This is a genomic window from Enterobacter sp. SECR19-1250, assembly GCF_013391025.1.
GTDB lineage: Bacteria > Pseudomonadota > Gammaproteobacteria > Enterobacterales > Enterobacteriaceae > Enterobacter > Enterobacter cloacae.
In genome coordinates this window covers 1-19,779 of record NZ_JACASJ010000094.1, presented here as the reverse complement: position 1 = coordinate 19,779, position 19,779 = coordinate 1, and the positions used below count along the sequence as shown (strand labels likewise).

General features: G+C 56.8%; 21 protein-coding genes. 3 read left to right on the top strand and 18 right to left on the bottom strand.

Features of this window, described 5'->3' with window-relative positions; all coding sequences use genetic code 11:
- The 8 genes from hpaA to hpaG all read right to left on the bottom strand — a co-directional run.
- Positions 1–974: 4-hydroxyphenylacetate catabolism regulatory protein HpaA (gene hpaA, locus HX884_RS20315; RefSeq protein ID WP_256737181.1), on the bottom strand; the 974-nt coding region annotated here is incomplete at its 3' end.
- Positions 975–983: 9 nt separating this feature from the next.
- A complete protein-coding gene (gene hpaX / locus HX884_RS20310) occupies positions 984–2,330 on the bottom strand; it encodes a 4-hydroxyphenylacetate permease (RefSeq protein ID WP_178328702.1) in 1,347 nt (448 codons plus the stop codon).
- Between the two features lie 21 nt (positions 2,331–2,351).
- Complete coding sequence (gene hpaI / locus HX884_RS20305; protein ID WP_038981110.1) at positions 2,352–3,149, bottom strand: 4-hydroxy-2-oxoheptanedioate aldolase; 798 nt, start codon at positions 3,147–3,149, stop codon at positions 2,352–2,354.
- 9 nt (positions 3,150–3,158) lie between these two features.
- The gene (gene hpaH / locus HX884_RS20300; RefSeq protein ID WP_178328701.1) at positions 3,159–3,962 is read right to left on the bottom strand and encodes a 2-oxo-hept-4-ene-1,7-dioate hydratase; all 804 of its coding nucleotides are present in this window, start codon (positions 3,960–3,962) and stop codon (positions 3,159–3,161) included.
- Between the two features lie 122 nt (positions 3,963–4,084).
- Positions 4,085–4,465 carry a 5-carboxymethyl-2-hydroxymuconate Delta-isomerase gene (locus HX884_RS20295; RefSeq protein ID WP_178328700.1) on the bottom strand — a complete coding sequence of 127 codons (381 nt, stop codon included), beginning with the start codon at positions 4,463–4,465 and terminating at the stop codon, positions 4,085–4,087.
- Positions 4,466–4,474: 9 nt separating this feature from the next.
- Positions 4,475–5,326, bottom strand: coding sequence for a 3,4-dihydroxyphenylacetate 2,3-dioxygenase (hpaD, locus tag HX884_RS20290; RefSeq protein ID WP_029882183.1), 852 nt, complete (start codon positions 5,324–5,326; stop codon positions 4,475–4,477).
- Between the two features lies 1 nt (position 5,327).
- Positions 5,328–6,794, bottom strand: a complete 1,467-nt coding sequence (hpaE, locus tag HX884_RS20285) for a 5-carboxymethyl-2-hydroxymuconate semialdehyde dehydrogenase (protein WP_178328699.1) — start codon at positions 6,792–6,794, stop codon at positions 5,328–5,330.
- On the bottom strand, positions 6,791–8,068 hold the full coding sequence (gene hpaG / locus HX884_RS20280; protein ID WP_062729720.1) for a 4-hydroxyphenylacetate degradation bifunctional isomerase/decarboxylase: 1,278 nt from the start codon (positions 8,066–8,068) through the stop codon (positions 6,791–6,793). Before hpaG ends, hpaE begins: the two co-directional genes overlap by 4 nt.
- A 268-nt stretch (positions 8,069–8,336) precedes the next feature.
- On the opposite strand from hpaG, the gene hpaR reads away from it, so the two are divergent.
- Together hpaR and tsr are read left to right on the top strand one after the other, a co-directional pair.
- On the top strand, positions 8,337–8,777 hold the full coding sequence (gene hpaR / locus HX884_RS20275) for a homoprotocatechuate degradation operon regulator HpaR (protein ID WP_178328698.1): 441 nt from the start codon (positions 8,337–8,339) through the stop codon (positions 8,775–8,777).
- A gap of 83 nt (positions 8,778–8,860) precedes the next feature.
- Positions 8,861–10,525, top strand: coding sequence for a methyl-accepting chemotaxis protein (tsr, locus tag HX884_RS20270; RefSeq protein ID WP_029882181.1), 1,665 nt, complete (start codon positions 8,861–8,863; stop codon positions 10,523–10,525).
- Between the two features lie 72 nt (positions 10,526–10,597).
- Here tsr and HX884_RS20265 read toward each other — a convergent pair whose 3' ends face one another.
- From HX884_RS20265 to HX884_RS20220, 10 genes are all read right to left on the bottom strand, one after another.
- Positions 10,598–11,116 carry a GNAT family N-acetyltransferase gene (locus HX884_RS20265; RefSeq protein WP_130626863.1) on the bottom strand — a complete coding sequence of 173 codons (519 nt, stop codon included), beginning with the start codon at positions 11,114–11,116 and terminating at the stop codon, positions 10,598–10,600.
- Positions 11,116–13,407, bottom strand: coding sequence for a phosphatidylglycerol--membrane-oligosaccharide glycerophosphotransferase (gene opgB / locus HX884_RS20260; RefSeq protein ID WP_178328697.1), 2,292 nt, complete (start codon positions 13,405–13,407; stop codon positions 11,116–11,118). The genes HX884_RS20265 and opgB overlap by 1 nt, the downstream gene beginning before the upstream one ends.
- A 270-nt stretch (positions 13,408–13,677) precedes the next feature.
- Positions 13,678–14,160 carry a DUF2501 domain-containing protein gene (locus HX884_RS20255; protein WP_013095460.1) on the bottom strand — a complete coding sequence of 161 codons (483 nt, stop codon included), beginning with the start codon at positions 14,158–14,160 and terminating at the stop codon, positions 13,678–13,680.
- An 83-nt stretch (positions 14,161–14,243) separates the two neighbouring features.
- A complete protein-coding gene (dnaC, locus tag HX884_RS20250; protein WP_023620778.1) occupies positions 14,244–14,981 on the bottom strand; it encodes a DNA replication protein DnaC in 738 nt (245 codons plus the stop codon).
- Positions 14,978–15,523, bottom strand: a complete 546-nt coding sequence (gene dnaT / locus HX884_RS20245) for a primosomal protein DnaT (RefSeq protein WP_014830554.1) — start codon at positions 15,521–15,523, stop codon at positions 14,978–14,980. The genes dnaC and dnaT overlap by 4 nt, the downstream gene beginning before the upstream one ends.
- A 148-nt stretch (positions 15,524–15,671) precedes the next feature.
- Positions 15,672–16,100 (bottom strand): organic hydroperoxide resistance protein, encoded by a 429-nt coding sequence (locus tag HX884_RS20240; RefSeq protein WP_013095463.1) that lies wholly within the window; start codon positions 16,098–16,100, stop codon positions 15,672–15,674.
- 84 nt (positions 16,101–16,184) lie between these two features.
- Positions 16,185–16,637: a MarR family winged helix-turn-helix transcriptional regulator gene (locus tag HX884_RS20235; RefSeq protein WP_038981282.1), complete on the bottom strand. Its 453-nt coding sequence runs from the start codon at positions 16,635–16,637 to the stop codon at positions 16,185–16,187.
- A 41-nt stretch (positions 16,638–16,678) separates the two neighbouring features.
- The gene (locus tag HX884_RS20230) at positions 16,679–17,320 is read right to left on the bottom strand and encodes a TetR family transcriptional regulator (protein WP_045902512.1); all 642 of its coding nucleotides are present in this window, start codon (positions 17,318–17,320) and stop codon (positions 16,679–16,681) included.
- Between the two features lie 67 nt (positions 17,321–17,387).
- Positions 17,388–17,861 (bottom strand): threonine/serine exporter, encoded by a 474-nt coding sequence (locus tag HX884_RS20225; protein ID WP_013095466.1) that lies wholly within the window; start codon positions 17,859–17,861, stop codon positions 17,388–17,390.
- Positions 17,852–18,628: a threonine/serine exporter ThrE family protein gene (locus HX884_RS20220; RefSeq protein ID WP_029882175.1), complete on the bottom strand. Its 777-nt coding sequence runs from the start codon at positions 18,626–18,628 to the stop codon at positions 17,852–17,854. The genes HX884_RS20225 and HX884_RS20220 overlap by 10 nt, the downstream gene beginning before the upstream one ends.
- Before the next feature lie 412 nt (positions 18,629–19,040).
- Here HX884_RS20220 and HX884_RS20215 point away from each other — a divergent pair, with 412 nt between their 5' ends.
- Entirely contained in the window at positions 19,041–19,721 is a 681-nt protein-coding gene (locus HX884_RS20215) for a LuxR C-terminal-related transcriptional regulator (RefSeq protein ID WP_178328696.1), read from the top strand.
- Positions 19,722–19,779: the final 58 nt, after the last annotated feature.

Sequence of the window (19,779 nt, the reverse complement as noted above, 5' to 3'; positions counted from 1 at the left end):
AGTACAGTAATATGGTCATGGCGGCATGACCATATTACTGGGGATCCCTCAGCCCGTTGGGAGAGGGCAGGGGTGAGGGCAACAGGAGAAACCGGTACTTTCTGCGCCCGATACGCGCTGGGCGAACAACCCGTCAGGCGATTGAAAAAGCGGGCAAAATAGGCCGGATCCTTAAAGCCCAACTGCCAAGCAATCTCGCTGACCGTACTGTCGGAAAAGAGCAACAGCCGTCTGGCTTCGCGCAGCTGGCGGTCGAAGATCAGCCGCTTCGGCGGACGGTTGGCGAAGCGGCGGCAGATATCGGTCAGGCGGGATTCGGTCAGGTGGAGTTCACAGGCGTAGTCCGGCACCGTCCAGTGCTGGTGATAGTGGGTGTCAATCAACTGGGTAAAGCGCTGGAACAGTTTTAACTCACCGCGCATTCCGCCTGAAGCGTGGTCGTCGAGCCTGGCGTTACGCAGCAGCAGGGTAAAGACCGCCTGCGCGAGCAGCACCAGGGTATGCTCGCGCCCAGGAAGTTGCCCGGTGGATTCCCTGGCAATCAGTTGCCAGTAGTGCCTGAGCGCCGCCAGCTCGTCGGGCTTATCGGCCAGCGACAGGCAGATCCCCGGCAGGCCAAACGCTTCTCGCGTGCCGGGGTAGAGCACCTCCAACAGCGGCCAGATGAGATCCTCGCGTACCGTCAGAACGTGGCCATCGCTGTCGGATTCGGTGATAAACGCGTGTGGCACCGACGGCGGGGTAATGACGAACAGCGGAGCCTGCACCGAGTAGAGATGATCGTCGAGCTGGAGTTCTATCTGCCCGGTATCAAGAAAGTGCATCTGAAAATACTGGTCGTGACGATGCGCCTGCATGTCGCGGCCAAAAAAGGCCGCCATGCGGGCGAACGACTGATAGTGCACATCGTCGGTGCCCAGACTTTCGTCGTACTCTTTGCTGATATCGATATTGGCGACGGGGCTCTGGCACATAGCTCCTCCTCAGTGGATCTTCTGCGCCGCCATCCCCGGATCGCGCCCGAGGCTCTCCTGGCGGGTCATTGGGATCCGCGTCAGCACCAGCGCGCCCACCACCAGCAGCCCGGCGACAAACCACAGCCCGGAGCTGAAGCTGCCGGTGGCATCACGCAGAATGCCGATCAGCAGCGGGCTGACGGCGGATCCGACGTTGCCGATAGCGTTGATCACCGCCAGCGCCACCGCACGGGACTGCAGGCTAATAACCTGATCCGGCGTGGTCCAGAATATCGCCATGGCGGTAAACGATCCGGTTGAGGCCATGATGATGCCAAGCAGCTGGATCAGGCTGTGATCGGTGGCCGAGGCCAGCATCCATCCCGCCGCCGCGAAGAGATACGGCAGGATGGTGTGCTTTTTTCGCTCTTTCAGCCTGTCGGAGCGACGGCTCCACCAGATCATGCCGAGGATGGTGCAAAACTGCGGGATCGCCGCCAGCAGGCCGATCACAATGTTGCTGCTGCCGGTGTTGAAGCTTTGCAGGATCTGCGGCGTCCAGATGTTGATCGCACTCAGCGTGTTCGTCAGGCAGAAATAGGCCAGCGTATAGAGCAGTACCGCCGGGGTCAGGACTTCACGCAGCGTTGAACGCAGCGTGGCGGCATGCGCCACCGCCAGCTCTTGCTCACGGGCGATCATGGTTTTCAGCGTTTGCTTTTCTTCATCATCCAGCCAGCTGGCCTGATCCGGGGTGTCGTTAAGGTAGAACCAGGTCACCACGCCGAGCACCACCGACGGCAACCCTTCCAGCAGGAACAGCCACTGCCAGCCTTTCAGATTCCACAGCCCGTCCATCGCCAGGATGTAGCCGGAAAGAATAGAGCCGAGCATCATGGTTACCGGCATGGCAATCATAAACAGCGCGTTGGCGCGGGCGCGGTGATAGGCCGGGAACCACCAGGTGAGATAGACCAAAATCCCCGGCAGGAAGCCAGCCTCGGCAATGCCCACCAGCATGCGCAGCACATAGAGCGTTTCCGGGCTGGTGGCGAACATGGTGCAGGTGGACGCGATCCCCCACACCACCATGATCCCGGCGATCCAGCGCCGGGCGCCGATCTTCGCCAGCATGATGTTGCTCGGGATCCCGCACAGTACGTAGGTGACATAAAAGAGCGTCGCGGCCAGGCCAAACATCGTGGAGGTGAGGCCCAGATCTTTGCCCATCGTCAGCCCGGCAAAGCCAATGTTGATGCGATCGAGAAACGAGAAGACAAACAGGATAAAGAGAAACACGATCAAACGACGGAACAGCTTATTTATAACGCGATGTTCAACAGCTTTATTATCTTGCAGGGTAGAGGTCGTCATGGTGCGCTCCAGATCTTACGTTTAGTAGACGGATTTATTGTTATTAACTGACGTAACCGGATGATCGATAAAACGTGCCGCCAGCGCTTCGGCGCTGCGGGCGAGCAGGGTCGTGTCGACGCCGACGGCGACAAACAGCGCGCCGAGTTCGAGATAGCGTTTTGCCAGCTGCTCGTTGGCCATCAGGATGCCGGGCGCTTTGCCGGCGCTCAGGATCTGCGCGATCGCCTGTTCAATGGCCGCCTGCACTTCCGGGTGCTGAGGATTACCGGCAAAGCCCATGTCGGCGCTCAGATCCGCCGGGCCGATAAACACCCCGTCGACGCCGTCCACATCCAGGATCTGCGGCAGGTTTTTTAGCGCCTCGCGGGTTTCGATTTGCACCAGCACGCACATGGCGTCGTTGGCCTGGTGCAGGTAGTCCGGGATGCGGTTCCAGCGTGAGGCCCGCGCCAGGGCGCTGCCCACGCCGCGAATACCCGCAGGCGGATAGCGCGTGGAACGGACCGCCAGACGGGCTTCTTCGGCGTTTTGTACCATCGGTACCAGCAGGGTTTGCGCGCCCACATCCAGCAGCTGTTTGATCTGCACCGGATCGTTCCACGACGGGCGGACGACCGGCTGGCTCGGATAAGGGGCAATGGCCTGCAGCTGGGTTAAGACGGTCTGCACGGTGTTCGGCGCATGTTCGGCGTCGATCAGCAGCCAGTCGAAACCAGCCCCCGCCAGCAGTTCAGCGCTGTAGCTGCTGGTCAGCCCCAGCCATAAACCAATCTGCGGCTTTCCGGCTTTCAACGCCGTTTTGAATGCGTTTTGCATGGTTATCTCCTAGACAAAGCGGCAGCTGATGGAGCCCATGTTGCCGTAGTCCACGTGGAAGGTATCGCCTTTGCTGGCCGCGACCGGACGGGTAAACGAACCGCCGAGGATGATCTGCCCCGGCTCAAGCTGCACGTCGTACGGCGCAAGCTTGTTAGCCAGCCACGCCACGCCGTTAGCCGGGTGGTTGAGTACGCCCGCGGCGACGCCGGTCTCTTCGATCACGCCGTTGCGATAGAGCAGGGCGGAGATCCAGCGCAGATCCAGCTCGTCGGGCTTAATCGGACGGCCGCCGAGGAGCACGCCCGCGTTGGCGGCGTTATCGGAGATGGTGTCGAACACCTTGCGCGGGCGCTGGGTTTCCGGGTCAACGTTGTGGCAGCGGGCATCGATCAGCTCCAGCGCGGGGATGACGTAATCCGTGGCGTTGTAGACGTCGAAGATCGTGCAGTTCGGTCCGCGCAGCGGTTTTGCCAGCACGAAGGCCAGCTCCACCTCAATGCGCGGGACGATAAAGCGATCGACGGGGATGTCGCTGCCGTCGAGGAAGAACATATCGTCTAGCAGCGCACCGTAGTCCGGCTCGCTGATCTGCGAGCTGGCCTGCATTGCTTTTGAGGTGAGGCCGATCTTGTGGCCTTTCAGCATGCGGCCTTCGGCGATTTTCAGGTTCACCCATTCGCGCTGTACGGCGTAGGCGTCTTCAATCGTGATCTCCGGGTACTCCAGCGAGATCGCGCGGATCTGCTCCCGGGACTGCTCCGCCTGATGCAGGCGGTGGGCGATCAGGGTATGGGTGTGTTTGTCGAGCATGGCGATATCCTGTTTTATGTTTGTTTTCTCCCTCTCCCGGTGGGAGAGGGACGGGGTGAGGGCATCGGGCCGCAGAGATTTCCCCTCACCCTTACCCTCTCCCAAAGGGAGAGGGGACGGTATTACGTAAACAACGCGTGTACGTTGTTTTGTTTGTAATTGAGCGTCGGGTGCAGTTCATCGAGCTCAAACGACAGCGCCAGATAGCGGGCGGCCATGAGGTTGGCAAAATGCGCTTTGATCAGCGCAAACAGCATTTCACCCACCTCTTCCCGGCTCTCCAGGCTGCGCCCGGAGCCAATCTTCAGCGTCATATGCACAAAGGCGTACTCCTGCTTGCCGTCCGCCATCTGCCAGGTATCCAGCCAGTGGGCACGGCTGCGGATACCGCCGATGGGGAAAATACCGGTGGCGGCCAGCGCCTCGTTCACTTTGGCGAACAGCCCCGGCAGGTCGGCCTGCTCGCGGATGTTGTCGGTACATTCAGCGATAAAATGCGGCATGGTGGCTCCTTACGCGGGCAGCGGGAAAACGGCGTTAACCTGGCCGGTACCGGAGCTGGCGAACAGCTCGGTGAGGAATTCAACCTTGCCGTCGTATTTGTCCCAGCCGAGCATACCCAGCAGCATCACCGTGTCGTGCATGTTACCCTCGCCGTAGCAGTAATCGGCGTACTCCGGCAGCATGCTGCAGAACTCTTTGAACTGGCCTTCGCGCCATAGCTTCACCACCCGTTCGTCCATCTGGCGGTCGAACTCGCGGGTGTAGCTGTTCATCCCTTCTTCCGCACGCTGGTCGTCGATAAAGCGGTGCGACAGTGAGCCGCTGGCGAGCACCGCCACGGTGCCGTCATACTTTTCGATGGCGCTGACGATGGCCTCGCCCAGCCTGCGGCTGTCGGCGAAGTCGTGAACCGTGCAGAACGCCGAGATGGAGACCACTTTGAAGTGCTTATCCGCGTTCATGTAGCGCATCGGCACCAGCGTGCCGTACTCCAGCTTCAGGCTCGGGATGTTGTGCGCTTTGGCGCGCACGCCAAGCTTGACCGCCTCGTCGGCGATCAGCTGCCCGAGCTCCGGGTTGCCGTCGTAGTCGTAGGTCATGTCGCGGATAAAGTGCGGCAGCTCGTTACTGGTGTAAACGCCTGAAAAATGGTCCGCACAGTTGATGTGATAGGCGCTGTTCACCAGCCAGTGGGTGTCGAAAACGATGATGGTATCGACGCCCAGCTCGCGGCAGCGCTTGCCGATCTCTTTGTGCCCGTCGATGGCCCCCTGACGGCAGCCGTGGTTTTTACCCGGCAGCTCAGAGAGATACATTGACGGTACGTGCGTGATTTTTGCCGCTAACGCTAACTTTCCCATTTTAGATCCCCCATTTTGGAATCGGATGGTCGCCCATGGAGATGCAGACGTTCTTCATCTCCGCGAACACCTCAAAGCTGTACTCGCCGCCTTCGCGCCCGGTGCCGGAGGCCTTCACGCCGCCAAACGGCTGGCGCAGATCGCGCACGTTCTGGGTATTCACGAACACCATGCCCGCTTCGATATTGCGCGCCAGACGCAGCACTTTGCTGACGTCCTGGGTCCAGATGTACGACGCCAGGCCGTACTCCACGTCGTTGGCCAGGCTTAGCCCTTCCGCTTCGTCCTTGAACGGCAGCAGGCATGCTACCGGGCCGAAGATCTCCTCCTGCGCCACGCGCATGCGGTTGTCGACATCCGCCAGCACCGTCGGGCGCAGGAAGTTACCGCCTTTCAGGTGCGCAGGCAGGTCGGCCGGTTTGTCCGGGCCGCCCGCCAGCAGGGTCGCGCCCTCCTCAATGCCCAGGCGGATATAGCCGGAGACTTTCTCCCAGTGCTGTTGGCTAATCAGTGCGCCAATCTGGGTGTTCGGATCGGTCGGATCGCCCACGCGCAGGCGGTTGGCGCGCTCGGCGAAGCGTTTGACGAATTCCGGGTAGATGCTCTGCTGGATGAAAATGCGCGAGCCCGCGGTGCAGCGCTCGCCGTTGATGGAGAAGATGGTGAACAGGGCGGCGTCCAGCGCGCGCTCAATGTCGGCATCTTCAAAAATCAGTACCGGGGATTTGCCGCCCAGCTCCATGGAGTATTTCTTCAGCCCGGCGTTTTTCATGATATTGCGCCCGGTGGCGGTGCCGCCGGTGAAGGAGACGGCCCGCACGTCGTGATGGCGTACCAGCGCATCGCCTGCCGTGGCGCCATAGCCCTGCACCACGTTCAGCACGCCCGCCGGAATCCCCGCCTCCAGTGCCAGTTCGCCCAGACGGTCGGCGGTCAGCGGCGAGAGTTCAGACATCTTCAGCACGGCGGTATTCCCCAGCGCCAGGCAGGGGGCGACCTTCCAGGTGGCGGTCATAAACGGCACGTTCCACGGCGACACCAGCGCGCAGACGCCCACCGGCTGCACCAGGGTGTAGTTCAGCATCTTGTCGTCAACCGGGTAGGTTTTGCCGTTCATCTGCTGGCACACTTCGGCGAAGAACTCGAAGTTGTGCGAGGCGCGCGGGATAAGCACGTTTTTGGTCTGGTGGATGGGCAGGCCGGTGTCGGCGGTTTCCATCGCGGCAATGTCCGGCACGTTCTGGTCAATCAGATCGCCCAGGCGACGCATCAGACGCGCACGCTCTTTCATCGGCAGGTTGGCCCACTTTGGGAAAGCCTCTTTTGCTGCCGCCACGGCCTGATGGATTTCCGCTTCCCCGCCGGCGGCGACTTCTGCCAGCACCTCGCCGGAGGCCGGGTTGGTGGTGTGGAAGTAGTCGCTTCCCGCCACGTTTTTGCCGTTGATCCAGTGGTTAATCTTTTTCATTTTGCCGTCTCCTCACTCACAATCCGGTTTACCAGGCGACCCACGCCTTCCACTTCCACCACCACTTCATCCCCCGGTACCACGTCGGACAGTCCTTTTGGCGTGCCGGTGGCGATCATGTCGCCCGGCTGCAGAGTCATGAATTCGCTCAGGTATGCAATCAGGTATGGGATGCTGAAAATCAGATCCGCCGTGGTCCCTTCCTGACGTAATTCACCGTTGACGAAGGTGCGCAGGGTTAAGTTATGCGGATCGGGAATGGCTGCTTTTGGCACGATGTTGGGGCTGATGGGGGTTAACCCGTCGCGGCTTTTGACCCGCAGATTCGGGCGGTAGTAATTTTCGAGATAGTCGCGAATGGCGTAGTCGTTACAGACCGTGTAGCCCGCAACAAAATCCATCGCCTCGGCTTCACTGACCTTACGCGCGGTTTTGCCGATGACCACCACCAGCTCCGCCTCGTAGTGCATGTACTCAACGTTATCCGGGCGTACCGAGGTCTGGTTGTCGCCGTTGAAGGTATTGGGCGCTTTGATAAATACCAGCGGCTCGGTCGGTGGCGTGAATGCCAGCTCGCTGGCGTGATCGGCGTAGTTCAGGCCGAGGGCGAACAGCGTGGGGTGAGGGTGCGCGCCCTGAGCCATCGCCACGTCGCGTTCATCCACCACCGGGTTTTCCAGTGCCGGGAACCCTTCCGCCAGAATGCGTACCCGATCGCCAGGGCGGATCTCGACGCGGCTTTGCGGCGTGCCGAGCAAGATCGCATCGCCCGGATTCAGGGTCGCGAACTCGCTCAGGGCGCTCAGCAGTTCGACGGCGTTGCGCTGTAGCCCGGCGGTGTTCCAGTGGTCCGCTTCGCGGCCGTTGATTTCGGTGATGATAGTCAGGTTATCCACGTTGTCGACGGCGACCAGCTCACCCAGCGGACAAAACCCGTCCCGGCATTTGGCTTTGATTGCCGGGCGATAAAAGCTCTCTTCCGGCAGGCTTACCTCGTTGGCCAGCGCGTACCCGGCGATGTAGGCTGCCGCGTCCTCCACGCGAACTTTGCTGGCCGTTTTGCCCACCACCAGCGCGACGGTTGCGCCGCTCAGCACCGTCTCACCCTGCGGGAACGGGATGGGTTCACCTGCGCGGATCACCGTGTTGTGTGGCTTGATAAACCACACCGCGGTTTTTGGCGGGGTGTTGTAAGGGGCTTTTTCAAACGCCTCAGCCCAGGCGTCGCGCTGGCTTTGGTGGTTCAGCGCCACGGCAAAAACGGTACCTTTCATTGACATACTCCTCAGGCCGGAACGCCGGCGTTGATTTTGTTAATATGTTAATGATCTGGTTTTATGCTTTTGCTGATTATTTCGCAATCAGAAGTGAAATATTTGTGATATGAATAACAATAAATTTACATTTTCGTTTAAAATGATATATTTATCATCGTGTTAATAAAGTGCTGTTGTTTCTGTTAGACTTTTCGATGGTCAAAAAGCGGTTGATTAAAACAGCGATTTTGAATTGTTTACTTGTTAACAATAAGCGGGAGTGGCTATGCATGATTCTTTAACTATCGCCCTGTTGCAGGCGCGGGAAGCGGCAATGTCCTACTTCCGACCAATTGTGAAGCGGCATAACCTGACCGAGCAGCAGTGGCGCATTGTGCGTGTACTGGCTGAACATCCCTCGATGGATTTTCACGATCTGGCGTTTCGGACCTGCATATTGCGCCCGAGCCTGACGGGCATTCTGACGCGCATGGAGCGCGACGGTCTGGTGCTGCGCTTAAAACCGGTCAATGACCAGCGCAAACTGTACGTGTCGCTGACCAAAGAGGGCAACGCGCTGTACGAGCACGCTCAGGCGCAGGTGGAAGAGGCGTACCAGCAGATAGAGGCGGAATATACGCCGAAGAAGATGAAACAGCTGACGGCGCTGCTTGAGGAGTTTATCGCGCTGGGAAACCGCCATAACGCAGCGCGTGACGAAGAGTAAAAACCACAAATTAAAGGATGATTTTCGTAAAGTTTTCCCTTTCCAGGCCGAAAATTCTGTATCTGTCTGAAGGAAGAGAAAACATGTTAAACCGTATCAAGATTGTCACCAGCTTAATGCTGGTTTTAGCGATATTTGGCCTTTTACAACTGACCTCCGGTGGTCTTTTCTTCAATGCCCTGAAGCATGACAAAGAGAATTTCACCGTCCTGCAAACCATTCGCCAGCAACAATCCACGCTGAACGCCAGCTGGGTGGCGTTGCTGCAAACCCGTAACACCCTGAACCGCGCGGGCATCCGCTACATGATGGATCAGAACAATATCGGCAGCGGCGCGACCGTGAACGATCTGATGCAAATTGCCTCTGTGTCACTGAAACAGGCGGAAAAAAACTGGGCCGCCTACGAAGCCCTGCCGCGCGATCCGCGTCAGAGCGACGCTGAAGCGATGGAAATTAAGCGTAACTACGATATTTATCACGGCGCGCTGGCGGAGCTGATTCAACTGCTGGGGGCAGGCAAAATTAACGCTTTCTTCGATCAGCCTACCCAGAGCTATCAGGATGGTTTTGAGAAGCAGTATGTGAACTACCTGCTGCAGAACGACAAGCTGTATCAGATGGCGGTGGAAAACAGCAACAGCTCTTACAGCCAGGCGATCTGGGTGCTGATCAGCGTGCTGATCGTTGTGCTGGTGGTCATCGTGGGCGTGTGGCTGGGTATCAAGCAGGCGCTGATCTCTCCGCTGACCCGTCTCATCGACAACATTCGCCATATCGCCAGCGGCGATCTGGTGAAGCGCATTGAAGTGGAAGGCGCTAACGAGATGGGTGAACTGGCCGACTCGCTGCGTCATATGCAGAGCGAACTGGTACGTACCGTTGGTGACGTGCGTAACGGCGCAAACGCCATCTACAGCGGCGCGAGCGAAATCGCGATGGGCAATAACGATCTCTCTTCCCGTACTGAACAGCAGGCCGCTTCCCTGGAAGAGACCGCAGCCAGCATGGAGCAGCTGACGGCGACCGTGAAGCAGAACGCCGAGAATGCCCGCCAGGCGAGCAACCTGGCGCTGAGTGCGTCTGAAACCGCACAGAAGGGCGGGAAAGTGGTGGATAACGTGGTGCAAACCATGCGCGACATCGCGGGCAGTTCGCAGAAAATCGCCGATATTATCAGCGTGATTGACGGTATTGCCTTCCAGACCAACATTCTGGCACTGAACGCGGCGGTTGAAGCTGCACGTGCGGGTGAGCAGGGTCGCGGATTCGCCGTCGTGGCAGGTGAAGTACGTAACCTGGCCCAGCGCAGTGCCCAGGCTGCCCGTGAGATCAAGAGCCTGATTGAAGACTCCGTCGGTCGTGTGGAAGTGGGCTCAACGCTGGTGGAAAGCGCCGGTGAAACGATGGGTGAAATCGTTAATGCGGTGACCCGCGTGACCGATATCATGGGCGAAATCGCCTCTGCCTCTGATGAGCAGAGCCGCGGTATCGATCAGGTTGGTCTGGCGGTGGCGGAGATGGATCGCGTGACTCAGCAGAACGCCTCGCTGGTGGAAGAGTCTGCTGCTGCCGCTGCGGCGCTGGAAGAGCAGGCGAGCCGCCTGACGCAGGCCGTCGCGGTGTTCCGTATTCAGCAGGAGCAGATGAAAGCACGTGAGTTTGCCGCTGCCAAAAGCGTTGCTGCACCGGTGGTGATGCGTAAACCGGCGACCGCGGATGCGGGCGATAACTGGGAAACCTTCTAACGCCGTGCGTGGTGCCGGGTGGCGGCTACGCCTTACCCGGCCTACGCAATGACGGTGCGCCGTCGGACGATATTACAGAGGCAGGCGCATGGCACAGCGAGCGTCATACGCTAAACCGTGCGCCATCTCTTCTTCGCGTTTTTCACGCAGTTCAGGCGTCAGCGTCGTTATCATTTCAAACCCCAGCCGCGCATAGAACGGCGCATTCCACGGCACGTCCCGGAAGGTTGTCAGCGTCAGCGATGCCAGCCCCCTTTTGCGGGCCTGGTCAGCGACACAGGCGATGAGCCGTCGGCCGATCCCTTTTCCCTGCCAGTCCAGATGCACCGAAAGCTCCACGATGAACAGCGACGAAACGTGCAATTCTGCGAGGATAAAACCGACCGGCTGGTCGTTGGCCAGCGCCAGCCAGCTCAGTCCGCGTTCGGCGTAGTCGAGATGCTGCTCAGCGGAAATGACCTCGCCCTCTGCAAGCCAGGCGAGTTCCGGGTAATCCCGGAAACGCTCGCCCGCTGCGCGTTCTATGGCGGGCAGGGCGGTGACGTCACCGGGGCGTGTTGGGCGAACGGTGATGTTAAGGCCGACACGCATTAGCCTGCGTTACCCACGATTTTAATTTCGACCATGCCAATCCCGAGCTCGCGCGGTGAGTGGCCGAGAATATTGCCTTCATTGGTGGATTGCGGCTCTGGCGGCACAATCACCAGGGTATTACTCCGTGAAGGATTATCGAAATGCAGCGTGGTGGTGCTGACTTCGTTGCCAAGGGTCAGCGTCTGCTCGCTGTCGCCCACCCGTACCGGAACAGGGCGGTTAGCATTAGCGCCATACGCTTTGGCGGTGATCACCAGGTCGAATTTCTGCGGCAAGGGGTGGGCATACTCAATTTTTACCTCATTGCCCAGCTGTGCGTTGGACCAGCGTCCCCAGGACTCCGGACGAGAGATACCGCTGAACTGTTTAACCTCTTCCGGCGCACCGGCGACGTTGAAGATAAAGCTGTCGGCTTTATAGCGAATATCGTTGTCGACGATTTTCAGCATATCAATGTTGCGCTGATAGCGGGCGGTATCGATAACCGTATCCCTGAAGGCGGTTTTGCCCTTCCATACTGGCTTATCCACGTGCTGCACGGTTTGCTCCCCGCCAAGCTGCCCCTGAGAGACGCACCAGTCCGTCGACAGCGCCAGCGGCGGCGACCAGAGCTGGCCCATTTTGTAGCACTTATCGACCCAGACAAAGTTATCACGCGGGGCAAACTCCGCCAGTTGGAAGCGCAGCGGCGCCGAGTATTCGCTTTCAGGCAGCGGCTCAACGCGTTTATCCGACACGCGCAGCAGCAGCGGCAGCCGGAAGTGGCTGCCTGAGAAGGCGATCGTTTTTTTATCCTGATCGATAGTGAAGTCTTTCATCTCTTTCGGGAAGTTCCACAGACGAATGATATCCGGCTTCCAGGCGAGGATTTTTTCCTTCATATTGAGGAACACTTCGGACAGCGATTGTCCCGACAGCGTGCTGCGGCCCAGGCCAATAAAGTTGTCACCGCCAAGAATATCCAGCACCGTGGCGCCGTTATCCATCGAATTACGCTTGGTGGCGATTACCTCCTGCTGCGGTTTGTCGCCGCGCAGAACGAAGAACAGGTTGCTGCGATCCTGTTTGTTCAGCTGATCCCACGCGCTGTTTTTCATCGCCAGATGGTCTGAAGAGACCACGATCACCGTGTTTTTGAACCAGGGTGAGGCTTTAATTTTCTGAACAAGGGCGGCGATATGCTCCTGGCTACAGGTGACGGCGCTGAAGGATTTATTATCTTTGCCGTCAATGTCGTAGCGTTTGCGCTTGCAGGTACGCGAGACGAAACCGTCAGGATGGTGAGTATCTACCGTCAGGGCAAAGAGGGAGAAGCGTTTCCCGGCGCGGGACAGTTCTTCGAATTTTTTCCAGGTCTCCTCCAGCACGGTATCGTCGTAGAAGCCCCAGTCGTTGCGGTAAGTGGGGTCGGCGACGGTCGTTTTTAACTCTTCTGAGCCGTACAGATGATCAAACCCGTGTGATTTCAGGAACACATCTTTCCCGGCAAAGCGCAGGTTGGCCCCCTGGACAAAATAGTTCTCGTAACCGGAGTTTTTCAGGATGTCGCCCAGGCAGATATTCTGCGGGAAGAAGCTCGACATTGAAGCTGAGGCGTTGCCTTCAAAGGGGGCAAACAGAGGAATGCCGCACTGGGAGGCGACCATTCCGGCAATGGTGTAGTCGGTGCCGGGCAGCTGCATGGTGTGACTGAAGTCGAGGCCTTCTTTTTTCAGCGCGCCCAGATCCGGCGTCAGGTTCGGGAAGGCGTCGTTATCGAAATAGGTCCTCTCCAGACTCTCGCCGTAGATGTACACCAGATTAAGCTTCGGGTTGGCTATCGTTTTCGATGGCTCTTTATAGTACGCCACGAAATCCGGGTCACCGTCGCGCGACTGGGATTTCACCAGCTCGGTGATCTGATGAAATGCCGGGCTGGCATCCACGGAGGCCAGCGCAAGGAAAAGCGCCAGCAGGCTGTAGCCATGGTGGTGCGGAAGATGACGGCGGCGGCGCAGCACCCAGGCGAGCGCGCCAAAAATGGTCACCAGCGCCAGCACCAGGCCCAGACCGGGGAGAATATACTTACCCACGCCTGCGCCCGTCAGGCTATTGGTCAGGGTGTAGAGCACCGCATCGTTTATCCCGTCTCCGGTAAAGTAATCGCTGGCGTAGAGCGTAATGTTTAAAACAATAAAAATGCCGAGCACCACCAGCGTGGCGATAAACCACCAGGTGTTACGGCCAGCTTTCCAGGCGTAAACGCCGATGGAGGCCAGAAAAAGGGCAAGGGACATTAACTCTGACAACAGCATATCCTCATGACGCCAGATGCTTCGCTGGCTAATTGATTATTTTTTGGGTAATACAATGTAATGGTGATGTCGCTAAGCTGCAATTTTAGTGTCACGAAAGTGTGCCGTTGTTAGGAATTGGTTTAGAAAATCGTTTTTTTGAAGGCGGTCGCATCCTGCTGTACGGATGCTGAGACGAGGGCAGAAGGGGAAAATGCCGGTTTCACGCCGCGTTGCAAGACTAACGTATTAAACGCGGCGTGTTGTGGCAGGAAATGGGGCCGATCAGGAGATGAAATTAACGCCTTGTTTCAGCACCAGATCGCAGGCTTTGGTTTTCACCTGTTTCGCCAGAGAGGAGTTGCCAAGGGTGCTCAGATTCAGCTGCTGACCATTTTGCGCGTTCAGCAGACCCTGAATGCCGTCCATGTAGTTGGTGTCGGCTTTCTGCTCCTGGGTGTCCAGACCCAGCTTACCGAGCACCTGGTTTTTCACATTTTGCGCATCGGTCACGGAAGCCAGCTTTTGCTTCGCACAGTATTCCAGGATGCCTGCTGCGTTGTTCATGGTGCCGGCACTCAGACTCTGGGAGCTATTGCCCAGCAGGCTGGTGAGGGAAGAGGCTGACAGCCCGCCCTGAGTGCTGCCGCTCTCTTTGGTGAGTTCGCTGGCGGCGCTGGAGAGGGACTCCTGCCATGACGCGGCATGGGCCATGCCGGTGACCAGCAGGGCGCCTAAAAGTGTGCTGAAAAGAATCTGTTTTTTCATAATGGCTTTCTCAAAAAGGTCCGTTTTGGGCCGGAAGAGGTCCAGTATATACCTCCGCTCCGGCGGCGATTCCTGGAACTGTCTTAATACTCTTTACCGGTGACGCGGCTGCGATAGCTTTCCCAGTCAAAGATGACGTAGAGGCTGTTGCCCAGCTTCATGCGATCCATCACGCGCTCGCCCAGTAAGCGGGTCATCTCGTCGATATTGTGGTTGGTCAGCATGCCGGTGGGACGCTTGGAAGAAGAGCGGCGATCGACAATCTGGTTAATGATCACCTTTTCATAGCGGGATTCGGTTTGAACACCGATCTCGTCAATAACCAGCAAATCCACATTGCTCAGATCGTTAAGCAACTGCTCTTCGCTGGTTTCACGGTTGCTGAAGGTATCTTTCATGGCAGACATGATATCGGCCACGGTAATGATTAACACCGATTTCCCGCGCAGAAGCAGTTCGTTGCAGATGGCGGCGGCCAGGTGATTTTTACCGGTGCCGGGCTTACCGCTGAAGATAAAGCTGGCGATGTTGCCGTCGAATTCGTCCACGTACTGCCGGGCGGCGGCCAGGGCGTTCATCTGCCCGTGGGTCTCAATTTTATAGTTATCGAATGAGCAGTTCTGATGCAGGGGACGAATACCGGAACGGTTAAAGGTACGCTGCATTTTCATCGCCCGGTTTTCGCGGGCGAGGGCGGCAGCGCGGATCTCACCCTGTTCTTTTTGCCACGCCAGAAGTTCTTCACCCGTTGTGAAGGCAGGCTTCACATTGGCTGGCATCATCTTTTGCAGTCGTTTCATCAGGTCGCCGACGTTTTTCATTTCGCACCTCGGAATCCATTAGGGATCTGTTTATCCGGTTCTGAAAAAGCGTTGATATCGCGTTTTGGCTGGCCGTTATTGCTGGCGCGGTTAATTTGCAGATGGCGGGCGAGCTTTTGCTGCCACTGAATGTGGGTAAAGACTTTGCCTTCTGCCTGCCACCAGGCAATAAAGGCGGCAAGCTCCTCAGGGGTAGCCGGTTGCGTCAGCGCAATGCCCCACAATGCCGCCTGCCGCTGGAAATCCACATCCGGATGCCAGCCCGCGTACAGGGCAAATTTCCCCATCGGCACAGTGACGGGGGCGTTACCCGGCTCTTCAAAGAACTGGTTATCGAGCGTGACGTCACTTGCCGGGCGCGACAACCGCGCTTCTATCTCCAGAAGCTGCGCCAGACGCTCCGGGGTGAGGGCGTAAAACGCCGGGGCGTTGTCGGCCAACACTGCAAGCGTGCCGCCTTCAGCGTGCGTCAACACACCGCGGGGATCGCGCATAAAGGCATCAATACCAGCAATGCTGGTGGTCAGAATTCTGGAGGACATAACGCTTTCTCTACTGATTACTACGGGCGTGATATGGGCTTATGGTAGCACAGAGAGGATGAGGGAATGGAGGGGATTTCCCCGGTGGCGCTGCGCTTACCGGGGCTACAGTCGTAGGCCTGATAAGCGCAGCGCCATCAGGCATTTATCACGCGATGATATTCAGGGTCACGTCGATGTTGCCGCGGGTCGCGTTAGAGTACGGGCACACAATGTGCGCGGCATCCACCAGTTTTTTGGCTTCTGCAGGATCCATGCCTTCAACGTGAATGTTCAGTTTGGCTTCGATACCAAAACCGGTTGGCAGTGGACCAATTCCCACTTCACCTTCAATGAAGGCCTCTTTTGGCAGCGTAAATTTGTCGCGCGCAGCCACAAATTTCATCGCCCCCAGGAAACAGGCAGAGTAGCCGGCAGCAAACAGCTGTTCAGGGTTGGTCACTTCGCCACCCATGCCGCCCATCTCTTTTGGCACACCCAGTTTGACGTCCAGGACGCCATCGGAAGAGGTTGCGCGGCCGTCACGGCCTCCGGTCGCTTTTGCTTTGGCAGTGTAGACAACTTTTTCTAAAGACATGGCAGGTTCCTCATTTTACGTTAGTGTGCGCTATTAAATAGCACGCGATGTATTTGGGTAAATAAATACGCGTAAAGTATAGCCTTACGCGTGATGTAACTGATGTCGCAAAATTTCAAGCTGCTGCTTGAGTGCCAGCATGGTGTCAGTGTCACATTGCGCTGCGCATCCCACCGCGTGGGGGATCCCGGAGGCCTGCTGCTGCAGCTCACGTCCCGCATCGCTCAGCGTGACGGCAACCTGGCGTTCGTCTTTACGCGAACGCTGACGGTTGATCAGCCCGGCGCTTTCCAGACGCTTCAACAGCGGCGTCAGGGTGGCAGAGTCAAGAAACAGCCGCTCACCGATGTCCGACACCGTAATGTCATCCTGCTCCCACAGTACCAGCATCACCAGGTATTGCGGGTAGGTCAGGTTAAGCGGCGCCAGCAGTTGCCGGTACAGCTTGTTAAGCGCCAGGTTTGCCGAATATAGGGCAAAACAGAGCTGGTTATCCAGCAGAAGCGCGTTGGTGGTGTCGTTCGTTTTTGCGTTCATGAGTTGAATATAGATAGTGCGCGATATAATTGCAAGCAATTTTATGGACAGGTATAACGAAGCGCCACCTGAACGGCCATTTTCCGGTAGTGCTGGCGCTGAGATTGCTCGTCTGCTCCCTCTTCAAACAGCAGCGTAAAGGTGTAGCTGTTGGCAACATAGTGGAAGCTGAAGCTGCTGATCAGGCGGTGAAGATCCCGCGGGTCAACAGACTGGCTGAACAGCTGCTTTTCTTTTCCGCGCCGCAGGATATCGTCGAGCAGGTCGAGCGCGCTGCGGTTGACCTGGCGCAGGTAGCTGGATTGCTGCATAAAGCGACCACGCTGCATGTTCTCCATGCAGATAATACGAATGTAATCCGGGTGGTCTGCGTGGTAGTCAAAGGTGGCTTCCACCAGGTGCACCAGCGCTTCAACCGGCGGTATGTCTGCAAGGCTGAGCGCTTTTTCACTGGCGCGGATCCGGGTGTAGACGTACTCAAGAACGAGAAGGTAAAGATTTTCTTTGTTCTTAAAATGGTAAACCACCATCCGTTTAGTGGTGCCTGCTTTCTCTGCGATCTGCTCCATGCGGGCGCCGTTCAACCCATATTCGGCAAAAAGGGCGATAGCGCTCTGAAAGATTTTTTCCTTCAGGCTGGATTCTTCACTGTGCTCCGGGAGTTCGCTGCCAGGGTTTGCCACATCCTTTCCTTATCGTCACTAAACGGAATAGAAAGATTATCCCCATGGCAGCGAAATAACACAAACATCAAACGCGCGGGCGTTTGCGGTAAAGCCACAGTCCCGGGATCGACAACCCGATCGAGAGTGCGCCAACAATAGATGAGGCCTTAAGAAAGTTGCTCAGAAGCAGGATCATTTGTGGCTCGGTGTAGCCAAAGTGGCTGATTTTTACCGCTGAAATCATGGCCGTATAGGCTGAAATGCCGGGGAACATCGGGATGACGGCCGCGACGGTGAACACCTTAGGGTGCGCCAGATACCAGCGCGACCACTGAATACCAATGCTGCCGACCAGCATGGAGGCCATAAAAGTTGACCACTCGATATTAAAACCAGCGGTCATCATGATCATTCTCGAGCCATGACCGATGGCGCCCAGCAGCGCACACCATGGCAAAGCGCGCTGCGGGACGTTGAAGACCATCGCAAAGCCGACGGCGGGAATGGCGGCCAGGATCATGTCCTGCATCAGTGCCAGCAGAAACGTTATCACGCCCATCCGCGTAACCCCCACAGCGTCATGGCCATCACTACGCCGATACAGGTTGCCAGCGTAAGCAGGCTGGCAATCGCCCAGCGCGCCAGACCGGTATTGATGTGCCCTTTAAACATATCGGCAACGGCGTTAATCAGCGGGAAGCCCGGAACCAGCAGGAGCACGCTGGCGGCCATGGCGATGGTGGGCGTGTTGGCAAACTGCGGCAGGCGCAGCAGCAGCCCCGACACCGTGGTGGCAACAAACGCGGTGATGCAGAAGTTAATTTGTGGGTGCAACTGCCGGTGCGTCAGTACCTGGCGTACATACATGGCGATGCTGCTGGCGCAGAAGGTCACGAACGCGCCGTCCCAGCCCCCTTTATTGAGCTTACAAAAACAGGCGCACGATAACCCCACCATCAACACCACCAGCCAGCGCGGATAACGTAGGGGTTTGATTTGGTTGAACCGTTTTTCTATCTCTTTCAGGTCGAGCAGCTTATGTTCAGCCAGAATGACGATGTGCTGCACTTCGGTTACCACATGCATATTAATGCCGCGGTCGTGGTTTTTACGGGTAGAGGTAAGGCACTGGCCATCCTTGATGGTGGTCAGCACGATAGCGTTCGATGAAATCGCGCTTTCGACGCTATCCATCCCCAATGCCAGCCCCAGACGCGTCGAAAGCTCCTCGACCAGGGCGCTTTCCGCCCCGTGCTGGAGCAGGAAAAGTCCGCACTGAATACACAGCCGCGTGGTGGCACGCTGCATCGATATTTCTGCCTGCATGTAGTGTCCCGAAGTGTTGGTGAGTCGCTTGCCTGTTGGCCCCTGATGCTTACTTTTAGCACAGAGTGCGGTATCCCTTGCTCTGGGTCAGATCAAGATTCCTGCAAACAGTTGCAGCCCGGTTCGCGAAAGAGAATGAGGTTTAAATATAAATGCGATGAATTTATATGATTCGAAATATAGAATATTTATATTAAGTTATTCTTATTTTATATTTTCATTATTTTAATGCTCTTGCAATTAAATTTAATTGCGCTTTGTGAGATATTAGCGTTGTTTTAGGCCTTTCTTAAGCTAAGAACATATCTCATCTTCTGCTTGTATTAATCAGTCTACACTCAGGGACGAAAAAACATAAATCTTGATGCGTTTAGACGCTACTCATCAAATGAAAAATGGACACGGAGGGTCTATGTTGTCATTGAATGGTAAACATGGCGTAGTTATTAGCAGGGTACCCGTTATGCAAAACGGGTTAGGCAGCGTTATGGCAAACCATTTCCCAGAATTTGAATTGACTTATTGTCGTTCGCTGCAGGAGTTAACGTTACTTCAGCTTCGCCGGGCTAATGTCATTATTGCTGATATTTCAGGTGAATACAGGAAACCCCGGGGAACGTTAGAAGAATATTACAACTTACTGAACCAATACCGGGATATTCACTGGATTTTTATGGTCTCTCGTCCCCTGTATCCCATTGCAGTGGAACTGCTTATGCGCCCGGAAAGCACGTTGCTTTCAGAAATGGAACCGATTGAAGGCGTGATTAATGCTATTCGTGCAGGTAGCGAGCGGGCGGAGCGGATAAGCCAGACGTTATTGTCTCCTGAACCCGCGGAGGCGGAAACCGAAGACGAACCGTTTGTTGCGCTGACCCACTCTGAACGCAAAGTGTTACGCCTGCTAGGTAAGGGCTGGGGAATTAACCAAATTGCTACCTTGCTCAAGAAGAGCAACAAAACGATCAGTGCGCAGAAAAACAGTGCGATGCGACGGTTGTCGCTGCGCAGCAATGCCGATATGTACGCCTGGATTAACAGTGCACAGGGAATGAGAGAGCTGAGTTTAATGTCAGCCTATGGAGTGATGTAGCCCCCTGAAACACCGGACAGTAGCTGTATCTCCAGATAAGAGATAGGCTTGAATATAT

Bases quoted from the DNA above. Each gene is read 5' to 3' on its own strand.
- hpaX (WP_178328702.1), bottom strand. From the start codon at position 2,330: ATGACGACCTCTACCCTGCAAGATAATAAAGCTGTTGAACATCGCGTT.
- hpaH (WP_178328701.1), bottom strand. From the start codon at position 3,962: ATGCTCGACAAACACACCCATACCCTGATCGCCCACCGCCTGCATCAG.
- hpaE (WP_178328699.1), bottom strand. From the start codon at position 6,794: ATGAAAAAGATTAACCACTGGATCAACGGCAAAAACGTGGCGGGAAGC.
- HX884_RS20220 (WP_029882175.1), bottom strand. From the start codon at position 18,628: ATGCAGGCAGAAATATCGATGCAGCGTGCCACCACGCGGCTGTGTATT.
- HX884_RS20225 (WP_013095466.1), bottom strand. From the start codon at position 17,861: ATGGGCGTGATAACGTTTCTGCTGGCACTGATGCAGGACATGATCCTG.
- HX884_RS20235 (WP_038981282.1), bottom strand. From the start codon at position 16,637: ATGAACGCAAAAACGAACGACACCACCAACGCGCTTCTGCTGGATAAC.
- HX884_RS20215 (WP_178328696.1), top strand. From the start codon at position 19,041: ATGTTGTCATTGAATGGTAAACATGGCGTAGTTATTAGCAGGGTACCC.
- hpaG (WP_062729720.1), bottom strand. From the start codon at position 8,068: ATGAAAGGTACCGTTTTTGCCGTGGCGCTGAACCACCAAAGCCAGCGC.
- tsr (WP_029882181.1), top strand. From the start codon at position 8,861: ATGTTAAACCGTATCAAGATTGTCACCAGCTTAATGCTGGTTTTAGCG.
- dnaC (WP_023620778.1), bottom strand. From the start codon at position 14,981: ATGAAAAACGTCGGCGACCTGATGAAACGACTGCAAAAGATGATGCCA.
- HX884_RS20255 (WP_013095460.1), bottom strand. From the start codon at position 14,160: ATGAAAAAACAGATTCTTTTCAGCACACTTTTAGGCGCCCTGCTGGTC.
- hpaD (WP_029882183.1), bottom strand. From the start codon at position 5,326: ATGGGAAAGTTAGCGTTAGCGGCAAAAATCACGCACGTACCGTCAATG.
- hpaI (WP_038981110.1), bottom strand. From the start codon at position 3,149: ATGCAAAACGCATTCAAAACGGCGTTGAAAGCCGGAAAGCCGCAGATT.
- HX884_RS20295 (WP_178328700.1), bottom strand. From the start codon at position 4,465: ATGCCGCATTTTATCGCTGAATGTACCGACAACATCCGCGAGCAGGCC.
- HX884_RS20240 (WP_013095463.1), bottom strand. From the start codon at position 16,100: ATGTCTTTAGAAAAAGTTGTCTACACTGCCAAAGCAAAAGCGACCGGA.
- dnaT (WP_014830554.1), bottom strand. From the start codon at position 15,523: ATGTCCTCCAGAATTCTGACCACCAGCATTGCTGGTATTGATGCCTTT.
- HX884_RS20265 (WP_130626863.1), bottom strand. From the start codon at position 11,116: ATGCGTGTCGGCCTTAACATCACCGTTCGCCCAACACGCCCCGGTGAC.
- hpaR (WP_178328698.1), top strand. From the start codon at position 8,337: ATGCATGATTCTTTAACTATCGCCCTGTTGCAGGCGCGGGAAGCGGCA.